The organism is Hyphomonas neptunium ATCC 15444 (assembly GCF_000013025.1).
Classification (GTDB): Bacteria; Pseudomonadota; Alphaproteobacteria; order Caulobacterales; family Hyphomonadaceae; genus Hyphomonas; species Hyphomonas neptunia.
Window position 1 is genome coordinate 3,604,296 of the sequence record NC_008358.1, and the last position, 16,843, is coordinate 3,621,138.

The 16,843-nt window shown below is 62.7% G+C and carries 18 protein-coding genes and 1 tRNA gene; 6 read left to right on the forward strand and 13 right to left on the reverse strand.

The window, feature by feature from the left end; genetic code table 11:
- Positions 1–4: 4 nt before the first annotated feature.
- The 11 genes from HNE_RS18245 to HNE_RS17200 all read right to left on the reverse strand — a co-directional run bounded on the left by HNE_RS18245 (position 5) and on the right by HNE_RS17200 (position 8,889).
- Complete coding sequence (locus HNE_RS18245; protein ID WP_011648434.1) at positions 5–499, reverse strand: thermonuclease family protein; 495 nt, start codon at positions 497–499, stop codon at positions 5–7.
- Positions 500–615: 116 nt separating this feature from the next.
- Positions 616–1,494: a 3-hydroxybutyryl-CoA dehydrogenase gene (locus HNE_RS17155; RefSeq protein ID WP_011648435.1), complete on the reverse strand. Its 879-nt coding sequence runs from the start codon at positions 1,492–1,494 to the stop codon at positions 616–618.
- A gap of 153 nt (positions 1,495–1,647) precedes the next feature.
- Positions 1,648–2,577: an electron transfer flavoprotein subunit alpha/FixB family protein gene (locus tag HNE_RS17160; RefSeq protein ID WP_011648436.1), complete on the reverse strand. Its 930-nt coding sequence runs from the start codon at positions 2,575–2,577 to the stop codon at positions 1,648–1,650.
- On the reverse strand, positions 2,577–3,323 hold the full coding sequence (locus HNE_RS17165) for an electron transfer flavoprotein subunit beta/FixA family protein (RefSeq protein ID WP_011648437.1): 747 nt from the start codon (positions 3,321–3,323) through the stop codon (positions 2,577–2,579). The genes HNE_RS17160 and HNE_RS17165 overlap by 1 nt, the downstream gene beginning before the upstream one ends.
- Positions 3,324–3,451: 128 nt before the next feature.
- Positions 3,452–4,705, reverse strand: a complete 1,254-nt coding sequence (locus HNE_RS17170) for a bifunctional folylpolyglutamate synthase/dihydrofolate synthase (RefSeq protein WP_011648438.1) — start codon at positions 4,703–4,705, stop codon at positions 3,452–3,454.
- The gene (locus HNE_RS17175; protein ID WP_011648439.1) at positions 4,702–5,682 is read right to left on the reverse strand and encodes an acetyl-CoA carboxylase carboxyl transferase subunit beta; all 981 of its coding nucleotides are present in this window, start codon (positions 5,680–5,682) and stop codon (positions 4,702–4,704) included. The genes HNE_RS17170 and HNE_RS17175 overlap by 4 nt, the downstream gene beginning before the upstream one ends.
- Positions 5,683–5,712: 30 nt before the next feature.
- Positions 5,713–6,540 (reverse strand): tryptophan synthase subunit alpha, encoded by an 828-nt coding sequence (gene trpA / locus HNE_RS17180; protein ID WP_011648440.1) that lies wholly within the window; start codon positions 6,538–6,540, stop codon positions 5,713–5,715.
- Between the two features lie 2 nt (positions 6,541–6,542).
- A complete protein-coding gene (gene cutA / locus HNE_RS17185; protein WP_011648441.1) occupies positions 6,543–6,863 on the reverse strand; it encodes a divalent-cation tolerance protein CutA in 321 nt (106 codons plus the stop codon).
- Positions 6,860–8,071, reverse strand: coding sequence for a tryptophan synthase subunit beta (trpB, locus tag HNE_RS17190; protein ID WP_011648442.1), 1,212 nt, complete (start codon positions 8,069–8,071; stop codon positions 6,860–6,862). The genes cutA and trpB overlap by 4 nt, the downstream gene beginning before the upstream one ends.
- Positions 8,072–8,109: 38 nt before the next feature.
- Complete coding sequence (locus HNE_RS17195; RefSeq protein WP_011648443.1) at positions 8,110–8,745, reverse strand: phosphoribosylanthranilate isomerase; 636 nt, start codon at positions 8,743–8,745, stop codon at positions 8,110–8,112.
- A 56-nt stretch (positions 8,746–8,801) separates the two neighbouring features.
- Positions 8,802–8,889: transfer RNA gene (locus tag HNE_RS17200), tRNA-Ser, on the reverse strand.
- 118 nt (positions 8,890–9,007) lie between these two features.
- Here HNE_RS17200 and msrA point away from each other — a divergent pair.
- Positions 9,008–9,658 carry a peptide-methionine (S)-S-oxide reductase MsrA gene (msrA, locus tag HNE_RS17205; protein ID WP_011648444.1) on the forward strand — a complete coding sequence of 217 codons (651 nt, stop codon included), beginning with the start codon at positions 9,008–9,010 and terminating at the stop codon, positions 9,656–9,658.
- A 15-nt stretch (positions 9,659–9,673) separates the two neighbouring features.
- Here msrA and HNE_RS17210 read toward each other — a convergent pair whose 3' ends face one another.
- Entirely contained in the window at positions 9,674–10,735 is a 1,062-nt protein-coding gene (locus HNE_RS17210) for a hypothetical protein (RefSeq protein ID WP_035591300.1), read from the reverse strand.
- 80 nt (positions 10,736–10,815) lie between these two features.
- Here HNE_RS17210 and gluQRS point away from each other — a divergent pair, with 80 nt between their 5' ends.
- The 3 genes from gluQRS to HNE_RS17225 all read left to right on the forward strand — a co-directional run bounded on the left by gluQRS (position 10,816) and on the right by HNE_RS17225 (position 14,247).
- Positions 10,816–11,661, forward strand: coding sequence for a tRNA glutamyl-Q(34) synthetase GluQRS (gluQRS, locus tag HNE_RS17215; RefSeq protein ID WP_011648446.1), 846 nt, complete (start codon positions 10,816–10,818; stop codon positions 11,659–11,661).
- Positions 11,658–12,590 carry a DMT family transporter gene (locus HNE_RS17220; RefSeq protein WP_011648447.1) on the forward strand — a complete coding sequence of 311 codons (933 nt, stop codon included), beginning with the start codon at positions 11,658–11,660 and terminating at the stop codon, positions 12,588–12,590. Before gluQRS ends, HNE_RS17220 begins: the two co-directional genes overlap by 4 nt.
- Positions 12,591–12,657: 67 nt before the next feature.
- Positions 12,658–14,247, forward strand: coding sequence for an alkaline phosphatase (locus HNE_RS17225; protein WP_011648448.1), 1,590 nt, complete (start codon positions 12,658–12,660; stop codon positions 14,245–14,247).
- 8 nt (positions 14,248–14,255) lie between these two features.
- Here HNE_RS17225 and HNE_RS17230 read toward each other — a convergent pair whose 3' ends face one another.
- The gene (locus tag HNE_RS17230; protein ID WP_035591303.1) at positions 14,256–14,699 is read right to left on the reverse strand and encodes a hypothetical protein; all 444 of its coding nucleotides are present in this window, start codon (positions 14,697–14,699) and stop codon (positions 14,256–14,258) included.
- A gap of 99 nt (positions 14,700–14,798) precedes the next feature.
- On the opposite strand from HNE_RS17230, the gene HNE_RS17235 reads away from it, so the two are divergent.
- Complete coding sequence (locus HNE_RS17235; RefSeq protein ID WP_011648450.1) at positions 14,799–15,614, forward strand: helix-turn-helix domain-containing protein; 816 nt, start codon at positions 14,799–14,801, stop codon at positions 15,612–15,614.
- 85 nt (positions 15,615–15,699) lie between these two features.
- Complete coding sequence (locus tag HNE_RS17240) at positions 15,700–16,800, forward strand: Zn-dependent alcohol dehydrogenase (RefSeq protein WP_011648451.1); 1,101 nt, start codon at positions 15,700–15,702, stop codon at positions 16,798–16,800.
- Positions 16,801–16,843: the final 43 nt, after the last annotated feature.

Consider the following 16,843-nt stretch of genomic DNA (forward strand, 5'->3'; position numbering starts at 1 on the left):
GCGCTCACAGCGGCGTGGTGCCAGCTTCGCCCGACGCCAGAGGGCCACACCAGTCAGGCTTCGCTTCGCCCCCGTCATAATCCCAGGCGCGGTGGGTCCCCCCCGCCACAAGAAGGCGGCCCAGATCATCATCTTCCATCGCCAGGGTCACAACATTGCGGCCATACCGGTCGCGCCCGACAATCTTGCGAACGGTCACTTCCCTGCCCCGCGTCAGCTCAACGGCCACCGCTTTGGCATCGTAGCCCAATTCCCGCTCGGCTTCGCATTTCGCCCCGCCCCGCTGCTTCAGCGAACCGGTCTCGGGTGCATCGATCCCATGCAGACGAAATTTCGTTCCATCGGACAACCGCCCGGAATCGCCATCCGACCAATAGACGGTGCCGCCGAGTTCTGTGGCAGCCTGCGCGTTCTCCGATGCGAACCTCGCCCCGAACAGCGCCATCAGGACGAACACAACGAATCCAATAGCAGGCACGATGCGTGCGCGGACAAACATAGCTCAGCCTCCGGAGTATCCGAAAGCAGCCTGCCGAAACTGTGTTAATCAGGCGTTTAGAACCCTGTCGCGAATGCAAGGATTCCTAATTTTTATGGTAAAACCGGTAACCAGGATTACCGGCTGGGGATCGGCACATCGCCGGAATAGTCATAGAAGCCCTTGCCGGTCTTCTTGCCGAGCCAGCCAGCCTCCACGAACTTCACCAGCAGCGGGCACGGGCGATATTTGGTATCGGCCAACCCGTCATGCAGCACCTGCATGATCGAGAGACAGGTATCGAGGCCGATAAAGTCTGCCAGCTGCAGCGGCCCCATCGGATGGTTTGCGCCCAGCTTCATCGCCGTGTCGATCGAATGGACCGAGCCCACGCCTTCATACAGCGTATAGACCGCCTCATTAATCATCGGCATCAGGATGCGGTTCACAATGAACGCCGGATAGTCCTCGGCATTCGTCGTCGTCTTGCCGATAGCCTTGGTATACTCGATCACTGTTTCATAGGTCTGCTGATCGGTATTCAGGCCCCGGATGACTTCAACCAGCTTCATCAGCGGCACAGGGTTCATGAAGTGCAGGCCGATGAACCGCTCCGGGCGGTCAGTGACCGATGCGAGCTTCGTGATCGAGATCGAGGAGGTATTGGTCGCCAGCAGGGCGTGGGGCTGGATCACATCACATACGCTGCGGAAGATCTGCTCCTTCACGTCGCGCTTCTCGGTGGCTGCCTCGATGATCATGTCAGAGGCTTCATGCGCCTTCACCGACGTCGACGGCTTGATGCGCTTCAGCGCGACCTGCATCTCGTCCAGATTGATCATCTCGCGCGCCACCTGGCGGCTCATATTGCGCTCGATCGAGTCCATGCCCGCCTTGAGCGCCGCTTCAGACACATCGCTGAGGATTACATCATAGCCTGCCAGCGCGCTCACATGCGCAATGCCGTTGCCCATCTGGCCGGCACCAATGACGCCGACGGTCTTGATCGCTGTCATGCCCATCACTTCCCTGATTTCCAATGCTGGGGGTTGGATATACCTCATTGTGCACTGCGTCAAAGTCCGGCTGGCAGGTGCGGGGCAGCCCCAAAGAAAAAGCCCGGCACCCCAAGGGCACCGGGCTTTTTTGTTCGTTACCGTGGCTCCGGATCAGAGCGCTTTGGTCAGTTCCGGAACGATGTTGAAGAGATCGCCGACCAGGCCGTAATCGGCCACCTGGAAGATCGGGGCTTCTTCGTCCTTGTTGATCGCTACGATGATCTTGGAATCCTTCATGCCGGCAAGGTGCTGGATGGCGCCCGAGATGCCGATGGCGATGTAGAGTTCCGGCGCAACGATCTTGCCGGTCTGGCCGACCTGATAGTCGTTCGGAGCATACCCTGCGTCCACAGCAGCGCGCGAAGCGCCCACAGCGGCGCCAAGCTTGTCGGCGAGCGGGAAGATGACTTCCTGGAACTTCTCAGACGAGCCGAGCGCGCGGCCACCCGAGACGACGCGCTTGGCGCCGGCGAGTTCGGGACGATCCGACTTCACCATCTCTTCCGACACAAACTCCGATTTGAACGGACCGGCAGGCGCCGCCACGTCTTCCACCGAAGCCGAGCCACCCATCTCTGCGGCGCCGAAAGCCGTACCGCGAACGGTGATGACTTTCTTGGCATCAGACGATTTGACGGTCTGGATGGCGTTACCGGCATAGATCGGACGCACAAAGGTCGACGCGTCTTCAATACCGATGATTTCAGAGATCTGCATCACGTCGAGCTTGGCCGCGATGCGCGGGGCAACGTTCTTGCCCGTGGTGGTGGCGGCAAAGAACACCGCGTCATAGCCTGACATAAGCGGCACAACGAGCGCTTCCATGGCTTCGGCAGTCTGCTTGCGCAGGCTCTCGCCTTCGGCTTTCAGCACTTTACGAACGCCGGTGATCTTGGCCGCTTCAGGCGCAACCGTACCGGCATTCTCACCGGCGACCAGCACGTCCACATCGCCGCCAAACTTGATTGCTGCGGTGACGACCTTGTGGGTCGCATCCGACAGGGCGCCGTGATGATGTTCTGCAATTACGAGGACGGCCATTAAACAGCTCCCGCAGTCTTGAGTTTCGAAACCAGCGTCGCGACGTCTTCAACCTTGATACCGGCGCTGCGTGTCGGCGGCTCGGTGACCTTCACAACCGTGAGGCGCGGCGAAATGTCAACACCGTAAGCGTCAGGCGCTTTCTCGTCGATCGGCTTCTTCTTCGCCTTCATGATGTTGGGCAGCGAAGCGTAGCGCGGCTCGTTGAGGCGCAGGTCAACAGTGACAACCGCCGGCAGGGCAAGTTTCACAGTCTGCAGACCGCCATCGACTTCGCGGGTCACCTTCAGCGCGTCGCCGTCTTTCTCGACCTTGAACGCGAAGGTGCCCTGCGGCCAATCCAGCAGCGCGGCCAGCATCTGGCCGGTCTGGTTGGAATCGTCGTCAATCGCCTGCTTGCCGACCAGAACCAGGTCAGGCTTTTCTTCTTCGGCGACCTTGGCGAGCAGCTTGGCAACCGCCAGCGGCTCAACCGTCGCGTCAGTCTTGATCAGGATGCCGCGATCGGCACCCATGGCGAGGGCGGTGCGGATCGTTTCCTGCGCCTGTTGCGGCCCGATGGAGACAACCACGATCTCGGTGGCAACGCCTGCTTCTTTCAGGCGAACGGCCTCCTCGACGGAGATTTCGTCGAAGGGGTTCATGGACATCTTGACGTTGGCGAGATCGACGCCGGTCTGGTCCGGCTTGACGCGGACCTTCACGTTATAATCGATGACGCGCTTGACGGGCACGAGGACCTTCATGCGGGCGCTCCCAGGTTGGCTACGGTTTTTGGCACTTTAAAGTGCGCTGTCCCTACATATAGGGCGCCCCGCGCGCAAGGCTTGACGCTTACGTGAGGGTCAAATTGGCGCGGTTTATGCGCCCTCCCCTACTCCGGCGCTTCTCCGTTCATGGCCAACACTTCACCTGCCAGGTAGAGCGAGCCGCAGATCAGTAACCGGTCCGGGCGGCTGGCAGCGGCGGCCCGCATGGCGTCCTGAAAGCTAGTACAGGCCGTCACACGCAGGCCAGCCCGCGAGGCCGCCTGCGCAAGTTCAGCGGGCGGCATGGCCTGATGGCCCGGCGCATTTGGGCAGGTGAACACCTCGACGCCCAGCGGCGCAAACGGCACGAAAAACCCCGCCGAATCCTTGCTCGCCAGCATCGCCGAGACCAGCGCCGTCTTCCCGCCGAGCCCATCGAGATGCAGCGCAATTGCCCGCGCCGCATGGGGATTGTGTCCGCCATCGAGCCAGACCGGCAATCCGCCCGCCAGCGCCGTCACCGGCCCGTCCTTCAGCCGCTGCATCCGCGCCGGCCACACAGCCTCACGCGCGCCCTTGAAGATCGCCGCCTGATCAATCCGCACAGACTGCCCGAACAGCTGCATTGCCATCGCCGCCAGCGCGGCATTGGCCCGCTGATGGCGCCCACTCAGCGCAACCTCCTCAGGCATTGCCTCGATGAAATGCGGTTTCAGCCGGTAAAGTGGCGCGCCCACTTCTGCCGCCCGCGCTGTAATCACGGCGTCGGCCACATCCTGCTGGATAGATGTCAGCGCCGGGCGCCCGGCCTTGATGATGCCCGCCTTCTCCGCCGCGATCCCGGCAAGATCAGTCCCAAGAAATTGCGCATGATCGTAGTCCACCGGCGTAATCACCGAGAGCGCTGGCGCGCCGATCACATTCGTCGCGTCATATTTCCCGCCAAGGCCCACTTCCAGGATCAGCACATCCGCTGGCACTTCCGAGAAGGCCAGCAACGCAGCCGCTGTCGTCGCCTCGAAATGCGTGATCTGCCCGCCCCCGATGGCCTCAAACGTCCGGTCAAGCCAGCCGATCAGCGCCGCGTCTTCCACAAGCTTCCCGGCGAGCCGGATACGTTCATTGAACCGCACCAGATGCGGGCTGGTGAACACATGCACTTTCAGCCCCGCCGCTTCGGCCATCGCACGCATGAAGGCGCAGGTAGACCCCTTCCCGTTCGTGCCCGCTACATGGATTACCGGCGGCAGACGGTCCTGCGGACGGCCCAGCGCGTCGAGCGCATGCTCGATGCGCCCGAGCGAAAGCTCGATAGTATCGGGATAGAGGCCTTCAAACCGCTTCAGCGCGGCATCAACGGCCGGTGAATTGCCGCTCAATCAGGCTTGACCTTCGGCTCGGGCGGCTTGGGCGCATGCGTTTTTGGCGGCGTCAGCTGCAGCGTCGAGCGATCATCCCGCCGGCGCGACATCGGCAGCAGATGGCCCAGCACACGCGCAACCGTTGCTTTCAGTTTGCGCCGGTCAACGACAATATCCACCTGGCCTTTTTCGCGCAGGAATTCAGACCGCTGAAAGCCCTTAGGCAGGCTCTCGCGGATCGTCTGCTCAATCACGCGCGGCCCGGAAAACGCAATCATCGCGCCCGGCTCGGCAATGTGAACATCGCCCAGCATCGCATAAGAGGCCGACACCCCGCCCGAAGTCGGGTCCGTCAGCACCACCACATAGGGCAGCTTCGCGTCGGCCAGATCATTGATCGCCAGCGTGGTGCGCGGCATCTGCATCAGGCTCAGCGTGCCCTCCTGCATCCGCGCTCCGCCCGAAGCGGTGCAGACCACAAAAGCAGATTTCCGCGCCAGGGCGAGCTGCGCGGCGGTAATGAACGCCTCGCCCGCTGCCATGCCGAGCGATCCGCCCATGAATTCGAAATCCTGCACCAGCACGACCGCGGGAACCCCGCCAATCTTGCCATACGCGGCCACCATGCAGTCTTCCTGCAAAAGCGGCGCGCCGCCGTCTTCGGTTTCCTTGATGTCGCGATTGAGGATCTTCGCCTTGGCCGCCTTCAGGCGCGCCGGATAAGGCTTGTCATCCTTGAATTTCAGCGGGTCGAGCGGCACCTGCGGCAGCGAAATCGGCTCCCAGCGCTCGTCATCAAACAGAATGCGGAACCGCATGCGGGGCGAGATGCGAAGATGCGCGCCCGCCGGCGTCACATACCAGCTCTGCTCAAGATCATTGCGATAGATCAGCTCGCCCGAAGCAGGACATTTCACCCACAGATCGTCCGGCGTGTCCTTCTTGGACATCATCGTCTTGAGGCCGGGCGGCGTTACCTTGTTGATCCAGTTCATCTGAAGATGTCTCCCGATTTCCCGGCGGTATCAGCCTTTGGACACGCCTGCGAGCGCGCGGCGCAGTTCTCCTGCAAGCTCGCCCATTGCGGGTGCCGCCGTCTCAAACTTCCCAGATTCATGCGCATCCTGCGCCTTTTCCACAAAAGCCGAACCAACCACCACCCCGTCGGCAATCTTAGCCATTTCTACGGCTTGTGCACCATTTTTTACACCAAAACCGACACAAACCGGCAAACCGGACACCTTCCGGACCATCGCCACTTTCCCAGCAATGGCTGCAGGATCAGCGCTTCCCGACCCCGTCACACCCGTCACCGCTACAAAGTAGATAAAGCCCGACGCCCCATCGGCAACCTTTGCAGCGCGCGCCTCGTCGGTCGTTGGCGTCGCCAGGCGGATCACCGAAAGACCGCGCTTGCTGTAGATCTCGCGCAGACCCGCATCTTCCTCGGGCGGAAGGTCCACGATGATCGAGCCATCAATCCCGGCGTCCGCGGCGGCCTCGGCAAAAACCTCATACCCCATGGAATGGATCGGATTGGCATAGCCCATCAGGATCAGCGGCGTCGTCTGATCATCCTTCCGGAAACGCGCAGCCAGCGCCAGCACATCGGTCAGCTTCGTGCCGTTGGCCAGCGCGCGAAGGCCCGCCCGCTGGATGGCCGGGCCATCCGCCATCGGATCGGTGAACGGCGCGCCCAGCTCGATAATGTCAGCGCCATTGTCACGCAGCGCGCACATCGCCGTATAGCTCTCTTCAAGGCTCGGATCGCCCGCCATCAGATAGGTGACAAGCGCAGCCCGGTTTTCGCCCTTCGCTTTGGCGAAGGCGGCTTCAATTCTTTCCCGGCCCATTTTCAGCTTTCCGTATTCTCGATCGCCCACGCTTCGTAGGCGGAACTTACATGTGTGAGCGGCATCGCCACGATCGCCGGCACATCATAGGGGTGAACGCGCTGGACCAGCGCATCGATCTTGCCCCAGTTTGCCTCGGGCGCCTTGAGCCAGAGAATGAACTCGAAAGACTGCTCGATCACACCCTTCCAGCGATAGGTGGACGAAACCGGCCCCTCCAGATTGGCGCAGGCCGCCAGGCGATGCTCAAGGGCCACTTCTGCAATATCTTCAGCCACGCGGCGCGAAGGGCATGTAATGCGCACAAGGATGAGATTGCTCATACATCCACTCCCAGCGCCTTGGCGACGGAGAACACATCCTTGTCCCCGCGCCCGCACATGTTGAGGATCAGCAGGCCGTCCTTGCCCAGATCCTTTGCCACCTCGCCGACCCGCGCGATCGCGTGCGAAGGCTCCAGCGCCGGAATGATGCCTTCAAGCCGCGTGCAGAGCTGGAACGCATCAAGCGCCTCCTTGTCCGTACACGACAGATATTCAGCCCTTCCCGCATCGCGCAGGAAGGCGTGCTCCGGGCCAATGCCGGGATAATCCAGGCCTGCCGAAATCGAATGCGCGTCAATGATCTGACCATCATCGGTCTGCAGCAGATATGTCCGGTTGCCATGCAGGATGCCGGGCTTGCCACCGTTCAGCGCAGCGGCATGCTCTCCGGTCTCGATGCCATGCCCGGCCGCTTCCACGCCAATCAGGCGCACGCCCTCATCCTCGATGAAAGGATGGAAGAGGCCAATCGCGTTGGAGCCGCCCCCGATGCACGCCATCACAGCGTCCGGCAGGCGCCCTTCCCGCTCGAGAATCTGCGCGCGCGCTTCCTTGCCGATGATGGACTGGAAATCACGCACCATCTCCGGATAGGGGTGCGGGCCGGCCGCCGTGCCGATGCAATAGAAGGTGTCATCCACATTCGTCACCCAGTCGCGCAGGGCTTCGTTCATCGCATCTTTCAGCGTGCCCGTGCCTGAGGAAACCGGAACAATCTGCGCGCCCAGAAGGCGCATCCGGAACACGTTGGGTTTCTGGCGCTCCACATCGGTCTCGCCCATGAACACCACGCAATCGAGGCCAAAGCGGGCACAGATCGTGGCTGTTGCCACGCCGTGCTGGCCCGCGCCGGTTTCGGCAATGATACGCTTCTTGCCCATCCGCCGCGCCAGCAGCACCTGACCCAGGCAGTTGTTGATCTTGTGCGCGCCGGTGTGATTGAGCTCATCGCGTTTGAAATAGATTTTCGCTCCGCCGAAATGCTCGGTCAGGCGCTCAGCGAAATACAGCGGCGACGGGCGGCCCACATAATGGGCCCACAAATCGTCCATCTCCGCCTTGAAAGCCGGGTCCTGCTTGGCCGCGCGATATTCACGCTCCAGATCCAGGATCAGCGGCATCAGCGTCTCGGCCACATACCGTCCGCCAAATTCACCAAACCGGCCATTTGCGTCCGGCCATTGATCCCAGGTATTGCGCAGGTCCATCACTTTTCCTCTGATTCCCGCTGCGCGATGAATCGCGCTCAGGGCTGCTCACTTGCCTTCGCAGCGCGGATGAACGCGCGGACGAGTTCCCTGTCCTTTAGCCCCCGGATACGCTCGACGCCAGAGGACACATCCACGCCGGGCGCACCCGTCGCAGCAATGGCTTCCGCCACATTCTCCGGTGTCAGACCGCCTGCCAGCAGCCAGGGCTTGGGCGCCGTCCAACCCTTGAGGATCGACCAGTCAAACGCCGCGCCATGCCCGCCGGCAATGGTGGCGCCTTCTGGCGGCTTGGCGTCCAGAAGAAGTCCGTCGATGTCCGGAAATGTCCCGATTTGTCCCAGATTGTCACGGGTTTGTACGCCGATGGCCTTCCAGATGGCGCATCCTGTCAGGCTTTTGAGCTCTGCAGCGCGGGCCGGCGTTTCCTGCCCGTGCAACTGAAGAATGGGGAACCCCAGGGCGGCAACCGCCTGCGCCTCAGCGTCAGACGGGTCAACCATCAACGCGACAGGGGTGGCCTTCCCCACTGAAAGTAAAAGGGTTTCTGCCGCCGCCAGCGTCACCTGCCGCACACTCGGCGCAAACACAAAGCCGACCCAGTCCGCCCCCTCACGGGCAGCAAACGCCACCATATCCGGATCTTTGAGCCCGCAGATCTTAACCTTCGCCATAACAGCCCGTTACGCCAGAGCCCGGCGGCCGTCCACGTGCATTTCAGCAGAATGACTGGCGGAGAGACAGGGATTCGAACCCTGGAGACGTTGCCGTCTACACACTTTCCAGGCGTGCGCCTTCGACCACTCGGCCACCTCTCCATTCCAGCCCGCGAGCAGGAAGCGAGCGAGATACCGGATGACCCGCCGCCCCGCAAGCGTGTGATTGCCATAAAACTCATCAATCCCCATATCCTGGGTCAGAGAAGGAACCCCGCCCATGCTCTTCATGAAGAAAAACCTCGACCTGCCGACCGCCGAAACCGCCCTGAAAGGCCGCAGCATTGCGATTCCGACGGCAGACACCCACTTCGTATTTGGCCGGCCGCTGAATGCGCCCCCACCCGAAGGGATTGAGACGGCGATCTTTGGCCTCGGCTGTTTTTGGGGCGCCGAGCGCATTTTCTGGAAAACGCCCGGCGTCTGGCTCACCCGCGTTGGCTATGCTGGCGGCATCACGCCCAACCCCACCTATGAAGAAGTCTGCTCCGGCCGCACTGGCCATACCGAGATTGTGGAGGTCCAGTTCGACCCCAAAGAGGTCAGCTTTGCGGCCCTGGTCAAACTCTTCCTCGAAAGCCATGACCCGACCCAGGGCATGCGTCAGGGCAATGACATCGGCACCCAATACCGCTCCGCGATCTATTTCCGCTCCCCTGAGCAAGAAGCCACTGCAAGGCAGATGATCACCGAGTATGAAAAGGCGCTCGCCGCCTCCGGCCACCGGGAAAAGGTCACCAGCGAAGTCAAACCGCTCGATACGCTGTATCTGGCCGAAGATTACCACCAGCAATATCTGGCGAAGAACCCCAACGGCTATTGCGGCATCGGCGGCACAGGCGTCAGCTGCCCCCTGCCCCAGACCGCTTAGGGGCGGCCTGAAGTATCAGGAGCCGAAGTTAAGCGAAAACCGCTTGCGGGACTCAATCATCGACTGCGCCTTGAACAGGGCGTCGGATGCGGATTGGGCCCGCAGGATCATCGGATCAGCGCGCAGACCTTCAACAGCCTGGGAAAGCTGTGTGATCGCTTCACGCACCACATTCTGATCGAACTGCTTCTCCGCGCGCACAATCAGCGCACGGCCCAGCTCCAGCCGCGCCTGCAGCACGCGGCCTGTGTCCGCCGCCTCACTGGCAGCCTCCAGATGCTTGCGGCGCATCACGATCACCTTGTCGAGCGCGGAGACATCGCCAAGCTCCTCGGCAACCCGCACGCCCGAAGCGCAGAAATCGGCCTCGATCTCGGCGCGAAGCGCTTGAGAAATGGCCGGATCGCCCGCCAGCAGGGAATCCAGGTCATTCGCCAGCAGCCGGATTTTCTCCGCCCGGAAGGCCTGAGGATCGCTGAGCGCGGGCTGAAGCTGCTTGGTCACGAGGTAGGCCACAGCGCGGGCGAGGTCATCGGTGCGCACTTTGCGGGAGCCAGGAAGCGCCAGGGTAAACAGGCGCGCCTCGCTCGCTGTAAGCCCGCCGCCCCGGCTGAGACCATGCAGTTCAAGGCCGCGCTCACCATTACCGGTCCGGCTTGCCCAGAGGAACATGTCTGCGTCCGCTGTCGCCATCCGCTTGCGCGCGCGGACGATGGCGCGGCTTTCAAGCCCGCCCTTCATCGTACCCATAGGCACAAGGCTGAATGGCGCGCCAAAGCTGAAGATGGGAAGATATTGCGACAGCGCGCTTTCAAGCCATTTACCGGCTGCGCGGTCCTTTGGCGGCGATGAAATCAGGATGCGGAAACCCGGCGCATTGCGCCGGCGCGCGCCACGCGCCTTGCCTTCGTTGGCAAGCGAGCCGACGGCGCGGATTACCAGCCGCAGCAACCAGATCAGCAGCGCCAGACCGGTGAGCACAACCATGGCCGCGCCAAACAGCATGAGCCAGTCGGCGCCCGGCACGTGCGTCATCAGCCAGGTTTCTGCGGTTTTCGCCCATCCTGAGATCGACATCAGAGTTTACCTTATCTGGTTCAAGGCGATACGTTTCCTGCCAGTTCCTTGCAACAGGGAAACGCCGCTAAAGGACGCCGATGTCTGACTATATCACGCGTTTCGCGCCGTCACCCACCGGCCGCCTTCATCTTGGGCATGCCGTGTCGGCTTTCAATGTCTGGGCTGCGGCCGCCGAGGCAGGCGGCAAGGTTTACCTTCGAATTGAAGACATCGACCAGACCCGCTGCAAAATCGAGTTTGAGGCCGGAATTCTGGAAGACCTCGCCTGGATGGGGCTCTCCTGGGACGGTCCGGTCCGGCGTCAATCAGAGCATTTTTCAGAGTATAGTGCCGTTCTGGACACACTCCGTGCCAGGGGGTTGATCTATCGCTGCTTTCGGACACGGCGTGAAATTGCCTCCAGCCTGCCCGCCGGGGCTGATCCCGACGAGACGGGCTTTGTCAGCCGCCCGCTTTCACCCACCGAAGAGGCCGCACGCCTAGCCCACAATGCCGCCTTTGCCTGGCGCCTGTCTCTCGCCGCTGCCCGCGCGGCGCTCGGCGATGCCTGGCGCGCCCTCCACTATACGGAAGAAACGCCGATAGGCCTGCGCCGCGTCCCGGCTGACCCCTCCCGCTTCGGAGATGTCGTGCTGGCGCGCAAGGACACCCCTGCCAGCTATCATCTGGCCTGCTGCCATGATGATGCCTTGCAGGGCATTACCCATGTCGTGCGCGGCGAAGACCTGCGCGCCGTCACCGCCATCCACGCCCTTCTTCAGACGCTCATGGGCTGGCCCCAGCCCGTCTATCGTTTTCATCCGCTGTTGCTGGGGCCGGACGGAAAGAAACTTTCCAAACGCAATGCTGACAAAAGTCTGGCTGCCTGGCGCGCAGAGGGGATGACGCCGGAAGATATTCGGGCCATGACAGCGCCCGCATGACCCAGACACCCCCGGCCACAGCGCCCCTCCCAGTTTCCCTGCCCCCGGCCCGCAGCTGGATTGGCCCGCTTATGGTGCTGGGCGGCGGCGTTGCCATAGGCTTTGCGCCAATCGGTCTGCGCATCGGCCTCCAGGAATATGGCGGCGAGCTTGGTCCGCAGGCCATCGCCATGTGGCGCTATATCTTTGCCACCCCGATCCTCTTCGGGCTGGTGCTTCTGATCCATCGCCGCCTGCCCCGGCCGCCCAACCGGTTCATCATCCTGGCGGGCACCTTCTTCGCCATCGACATTGCCCTCTGGCACTGGGCGCTGACCATGACGAGCGTTTCCAACGCCACCTTCATCGTCAATCTCGGCAATGTCGGCGTCGGCATCGTTGCGTGGCTGTTCCTGAAGGAACGCCCCGGCATGCACTGGTTTGTCGCCGCCAGCCTCGCCATCTGCGGCGCCGCTGCCCTGTCCCTGGGTGGCGCGGCGCTGCACACCGGCGGCCTGAAAGGCGACCTCTTTGCCTTGGCGGCGGCCGGTTTCGTGGCCGGATACATGATGTTCTCAAAGCTCGGGCGGCGGAACCTCAGCGGCATTGAAGCCATCTTCTGGCTCAGCGTGGTGGAATCCCTCGTGGCCTTCCTCATCGTTCTCCTTGCCGGGGAGCGGGTGCTGCCAATGACCGCCAATGGCTTCATTGTGCCGGTGTTCCTTGCCATCGTCGCCCATGTGATGGGACAGGGGCTTATCGTTTCCGGCCTTGGATGGACGAATACCGCCGTGGCAGGAATCCTGGTTCTGGCCCAACCGGTCGTCGCCGCTGCCATTGCCTGGAAACTGTTTGAGGAACCCCTCACCGCCCTACAGGCGGCGGGCGCTGCCACCATTCTGGTCGCGGTCTGGCTGGCTCAGCGCCAAACCGTCCCGCCAGCGGGATAAATTCTCGCAACTGTCACAGGATTGAGTTAAGCGCGGGAGACGTAATCATCGCCTGAAGGAGGCTCTCATGCGCCTGGCTGTTGCTGCCCTTGTTTCCACGCTAGCCCTTGCCGCCGCCTGCGCCGCAGCCGTTGCCACAAGCGCAGCGCCCTCGACAAGCACAGCGCCACGCCACGAGCCTATCCTCCCGGTTCAAGCCGAAGATACCTACTATAAATCTGCCGCTGAAGCGGTCGACATTCGCATCGCGGAACGCGGCATCAAACCGGCCAAGAACGTCATCCTGTTCGTCGGCGACGGGATGGGCGTTTCCACCATCACCGCTTCGCGCATCTATGCCGGCCAGTCTGCTGGCGTCGACGGCGAGAGCTTCCGCCTCGCCATGGAATCCCTGCCCTGGTCAGCCCTCTCCAAGACCTACAGCCACGACTATCAGGTCTCCGACTCGGCGGCGACCGCCACAGCCATGACCGCCGGCCTCAAGACCAAATCGGGCTTCCTCGGTGTCTCCAGCGCTGCTAATTTCGGCAACTGCGCCAGCGCTCAGGGAACCGAAGCCGATACGCTGTTCGAGATCGCCCAGCGCGCGGGCCTCGCCACCGGCGTCATTTCTACCGCGCGCATCACCCATGCCACGCCGGGCGCCACCTATGCCAAGGTTCCCCACCGCAACTGGGAGGCCGACGCTGACATGCGCGGGGCCTCATCCGACACGTGCAAGGACATTGCCCGCCAGCTGATCGAAGGCCCCTCCAGCGACTTCGACGTGATCCTTGGCGGCGGCCGCGCGAAATTCCTGCCTGCCGAAACGCCTGACCCGGAATATCCCGATCAGACCGGCGAGCGCGCTGATGGCCGCAACCTGATGGAAGAATGGGCCGCCAAGGACGGGACGCGCAAGACCGTGTTCGATCGCGCAGGCTTTGCCGCGATCGACTTTGCCTCTGATGTGAAGGTCTTCGGCCTCTTCGAACCCTCCCACATGCAATACGAACTCGACCGGGAGGCCGACACCGCGGGCGAGCCTTCACTGGAAGAGATGACCCGCGCCGCCATCACCCGCCTCTCGCGCAATGAAGATGGCTTTGTACTGATGGTGGAAGGTGGCCGGATCGACCATGCCCACCACGCTGGCAACGCCATCCGCGCGCTGGAAGATACCCTCGCCTTTGACGCGGCCATCGCGGCGGCGCTGGAAATGACGAACGCGGAAGACACGCTGATCATCGTCACCGCCGACCATTCCCATAGCCTGACGATCAATGGTTATCCCCAGCGCGGTAATCCGATCCTCGGCCTTGTCACCGCCGGCGCCTCATCCGAAGGCGGATCACTCGGCGCCGACGGCCTGCCCTACACCACGCTGTCTTACGCCAACGGCCCCGGTGCCTGCCGCGAAACCGACAAGGACGCCGAGGGTAAGCCGGAATATGACTGCAAGCGCTACGACCTGACAGGGATCGACACCGGCGCGCCGGATTTCCGCCAGCAATCCCTCGTTCCGCTCTATTCGGAAACGCATGGCGGCGAAGACGTTGCCGCCTTCGCCTCCGGGCCGGGCGCCAACCTCATCTCCGGCGTGATCGAGCAGAACGAGATCTTCCACGTCATGGGCCGGGCCGTTGGTCTGATCCCTGCCCCAGCCGCCGAAGAATGAGCTGACAGTTATCGGCCAGCCGGGCGCAAAACCCCGCTGGCCATGACGGGCACGAAATAGGCAATCGCCAGCGCTGTGTTCGGCACAATGTTCAGCGCAAAGCCTGTCGCCGCCGACAAGGCGCCGTCGATCACATACCAAATGACCAGCGCTGCCGTCAGTCCGCGCCAGGCCGATGCCCCGGCCGCGTGGATGGCCGGCAGCAGAAACAGGATCGTCAGACCCCAGCCGATCGTCACCGCGCCCATCAGCGCAATCGAAAAGCGCATCCCGGGCGCGCCCAGCTGAAGCGCATCAACACTGAGATTGCCGAGCAGGCTGTAAAGAAAGGTCACGGCACCATCTGTTCCCGGCAAGCCGCCCGCCGCCAGCACGGCGCCAAAGAGGATTACGCCCCAGCACCAGACGGTCATCCATGTTTTCCAGAAGCCCTGCATCGTCATCTCCATCATCAGGGGGTTGATGCGGCCATCATGAGCGCTGAGAGGTAGGCGCCTCAATTACCTCAGAGGTCATGGACCCCGGATTTGCGAAATGGCAGGATCGCGCCGATGCCAGCGCGTGATGTGACCCCTTTACCCGAGGCCGGAAGCTTTCCCGGACTTCTGCGCCGCTACCGGACGGCAAGGCGTCTCAGCCAGCTCGACCTGGCCCTCACCTGCGAAATCTCCGCCCGCCACCTCTCCTTCCTCGAAACAGGCCGCGCGAGCCCCAGCCGGGAGATGGTGCAGCAGCTTTCCGAAGGCCTCCTCCTGCCGCTCGGCGCGCGCAACGCGCTGTTACAGGCGGCCGGCTTTGCGCCGGTCTATCCTGCTTCACCGCTCAGCTCTCAGGCTCTCGGCCCGTTCCGCCAGATCCTCACTGAAATGATGGACCGGCACGCGCCTTATCCAGCCTTGCTCTGTGACCGGCACTGGAATGTGCTGGACGCCAGCCCTGTGGCGAGGCGCCTCCTCGCCGCCCTTCAGGACGATCCCGGCGAGACAAACCTCATCCGGATGCTGACAAGCAGTCGCGCCGCTGAAGCGGCCATCGCCAATCTGGCGGAGATGCTCGCCGAAATGCAAGGCCGGATACATCTTGAGGCGCTGGAGGCGGCCGATGATGATGTGCTCTCTGGCCTCCTGTCAGCCCTGGAAGAAGCCATGGCCCGCCATCCCCTGCCCGGTGGCCAGAGCGCCCGCAGCCCGCTTGTACCCCTCACGCTCCGCACGCCCGGCGGCGAACTGCGCTTCCTCTCCACGGTCGCCCATTTCGGCACCAGCGAAGACGTAACCATCCGCGACCTGCGCCTGGAACTCCTCTTCCCGGCCGATGACGCGACCCGAACCGCCATTGCAGAAATTGCCGCCAGCCTCGGCACCTGACACTTCCCCTCGCGTCACACTGGCCAAAGCCCGCGCGCTGCGTAACACTTCGCGCAAAATACATACCGGGAGGAAAGAGACCGCCATGAAAGCTGCTGTGATGCGGGCGCCCAAGGCGCCGCTGTCGATCGAAGACGTCACCATCTCCAAGCCAGGCCCGCGCGAAGTGCTCGTCCGGCTCAAAGCCATCGGCGTTTGCCATTCGGACGTTCACTTCTGGGACGGCGCGTTCCCGGCTGAGCTTCCCGTGATCCTCGGCCATGAAAGCGCCGGCGTGGTCGAACAGGTCGGCTCGATGGTCTCGGCGGTGAAGCCCGGCGACCATGTGATCTCGATCCTTTCGCCCTTCTGCGGCACCTGCGAATATTGCCTCACGGGCCATATGTCGGTCTGCCATACGGTGAACCGGGAGCTTTTCCAGCGCGATCTGACCGAGGCGCCGCGCCTCTCGATCGGCAAGGAAAAGGTCGGCCAGTTCTTGAACCTCTCTTCCTTTGCCGAGCAGATTCTCGTGCACGAAAACGCGCTCTGCGTTGTCGACAAGGACATGCCGATGGACCGCGCCTGCCTCATCGGCTGCGGCGTGATCACCGGCGTCGGCTCGGTGTTCCATTCCGCGCAGGTGGAACCGGGCTCGACCGTCGCCGTGCTCGGCTGTGGCGGCGTGGGCCTTGCCGCGATCAACGGCGCCGCGATTGCCGGGGCAAGCCGCGTCATCGCCGTCGACCTCTCTGACGAGAAGCTGCAACTTGCCAAGCGCTTCGGGGCGACCGATCTGGTCAATCCCGGCAAGGTCAACGCCATTGAAGCGGTCAAGGAGCTGACCAAAGGCGGGGTGCATTATTCCTTCGAATGCGTCGGCCTGAAACAGACCGCCGAGCAGGCCTATCACATGCTCCGCCCGCGCGGCGTGGCGACGATCATCGGCATGATCCCGCCCGGCGTGAACATCGAGATTCCCGGCATCGAACTGCTCGTCACCGAGAAGCGCCTACAAGGCGCCGTGATGGGCTCCAACCGCTTCCGGGTGGATTTCCCGCGCCTTGTCGAACTCTACAAGCAGGGCCGCCTGCACCTGGACGATCTGATCTCTGACCGGATTGGCCTGGATGGCATCACCGCTGCCATGCAGAACCTCAAGGACAACAAGGGCACCGTTGCCCGCCAGGTGGTTGTACTCGACTGATTGCGGCCCCGCCCGCACCCCGCTAGACAGGGCGCTTCGCATC

What these genes read in the sequence shown, in the direction of transcription:
- HNE_RS17220 (WP_011648447.1), top strand. Translation starts at nt 11,658, where the DNA reads ATGACCCAGACACCCCCGGCCACAGCGCCCCTCCCAGTTTCCCTGCCC.
- HNE_RS17155 (WP_011648435.1), bottom strand. Translation starts at nt 1,494, where the DNA reads ATGACAGCGATCAAGACCGTCGGCGTCATTGGTGCCGGCCAGATGGGC.
- cutA (WP_011648441.1), bottom strand. Translation starts at nt 6,863, where the DNA reads ATGAGCAATCTCATCCTTGTGCGCATTACATGCCCTTCGCGCCGCGTG.
- HNE_RS17160 (WP_011648436.1), bottom strand. Translation starts at nt 2,577, where the DNA reads ATGGCCGTCCTCGTAATTGCAGAACATCATCACGGCGCCCTGTCGGAT.
- HNE_RS17175 (WP_011648439.1), bottom strand. Translation starts at nt 5,682, where the DNA reads ATGAACTGGATCAACAAGGTAACGCCGCCCGGCCTCAAGACGATGATG.
- trpB (WP_011648442.1), bottom strand. Translation starts at nt 8,071, where the DNA reads ATGGACCTGCGCAATACCTGGGATCAATGGCCGGACGCAAATGGCCGG.
- HNE_RS17235 (WP_011648450.1), top strand. Translation starts at nt 14,799, where the DNA reads ATGCCAGCGCGTGATGTGACCCCTTTACCCGAGGCCGGAAGCTTTCCC.
- HNE_RS17165 (WP_011648437.1), bottom strand. Translation starts at nt 3,323, where the DNA reads ATGAAGGTCCTCGTGCCCGTCAAGCGCGTCATCGATTATAACGTGAAG.
- HNE_RS17210 (WP_035591300.1), bottom strand. Translation starts at nt 10,735, where the DNA reads ATGTCGATCTCAGGATGGGCGAAAACCGCAGAAACCTGGCTGATGACG.
- HNE_RS18245 (WP_011648434.1), bottom strand. Translation starts at nt 499, where the DNA reads ATGTTTGTCCGCGCACGCATCGTGCCTGCTATTGGATTCGTTGTGTTC.
- HNE_RS17240 (WP_011648451.1), top strand. Translation starts at nt 15,700, where the DNA reads ATGAAAGCTGCTGTGATGCGGGCGCCCAAGGCGCCGCTGTCGATCGAA.
- trpA (WP_011648440.1), bottom strand. Translation starts at nt 6,540, where the DNA reads ATGGGCCGGGAAAGAATTGAAGCCGCCTTCGCCAAAGCGAAGGGCGAA.
- msrA (WP_011648444.1), top strand. Translation starts at nt 9,008, where the DNA reads ATGCTCTTCATGAAGAAAAACCTCGACCTGCCGACCGCCGAAACCGCC.
- HNE_RS17225 (WP_011648448.1), top strand. Translation starts at nt 12,658, where the DNA reads ATGCGCCTGGCTGTTGCTGCCCTTGTTTCCACGCTAGCCCTTGCCGCC.
- HNE_RS17195 (WP_011648443.1), bottom strand. Translation starts at nt 8,745, where the DNA reads ATGGCGAAGGTTAAGATCTGCGGGCTCAAAGATCCGGATATGGTGGCG.
- gluQRS (WP_011648446.1), top strand. Translation starts at nt 10,816, where the DNA reads ATGTCTGACTATATCACGCGTTTCGCGCCGTCACCCACCGGCCGCCTT.
- HNE_RS17230 (WP_035591303.1), bottom strand. Translation starts at nt 14,699, where the DNA reads ATGATGGAGATGACGATGCAGGGCTTCTGGAAAACATGGATGACCGTC.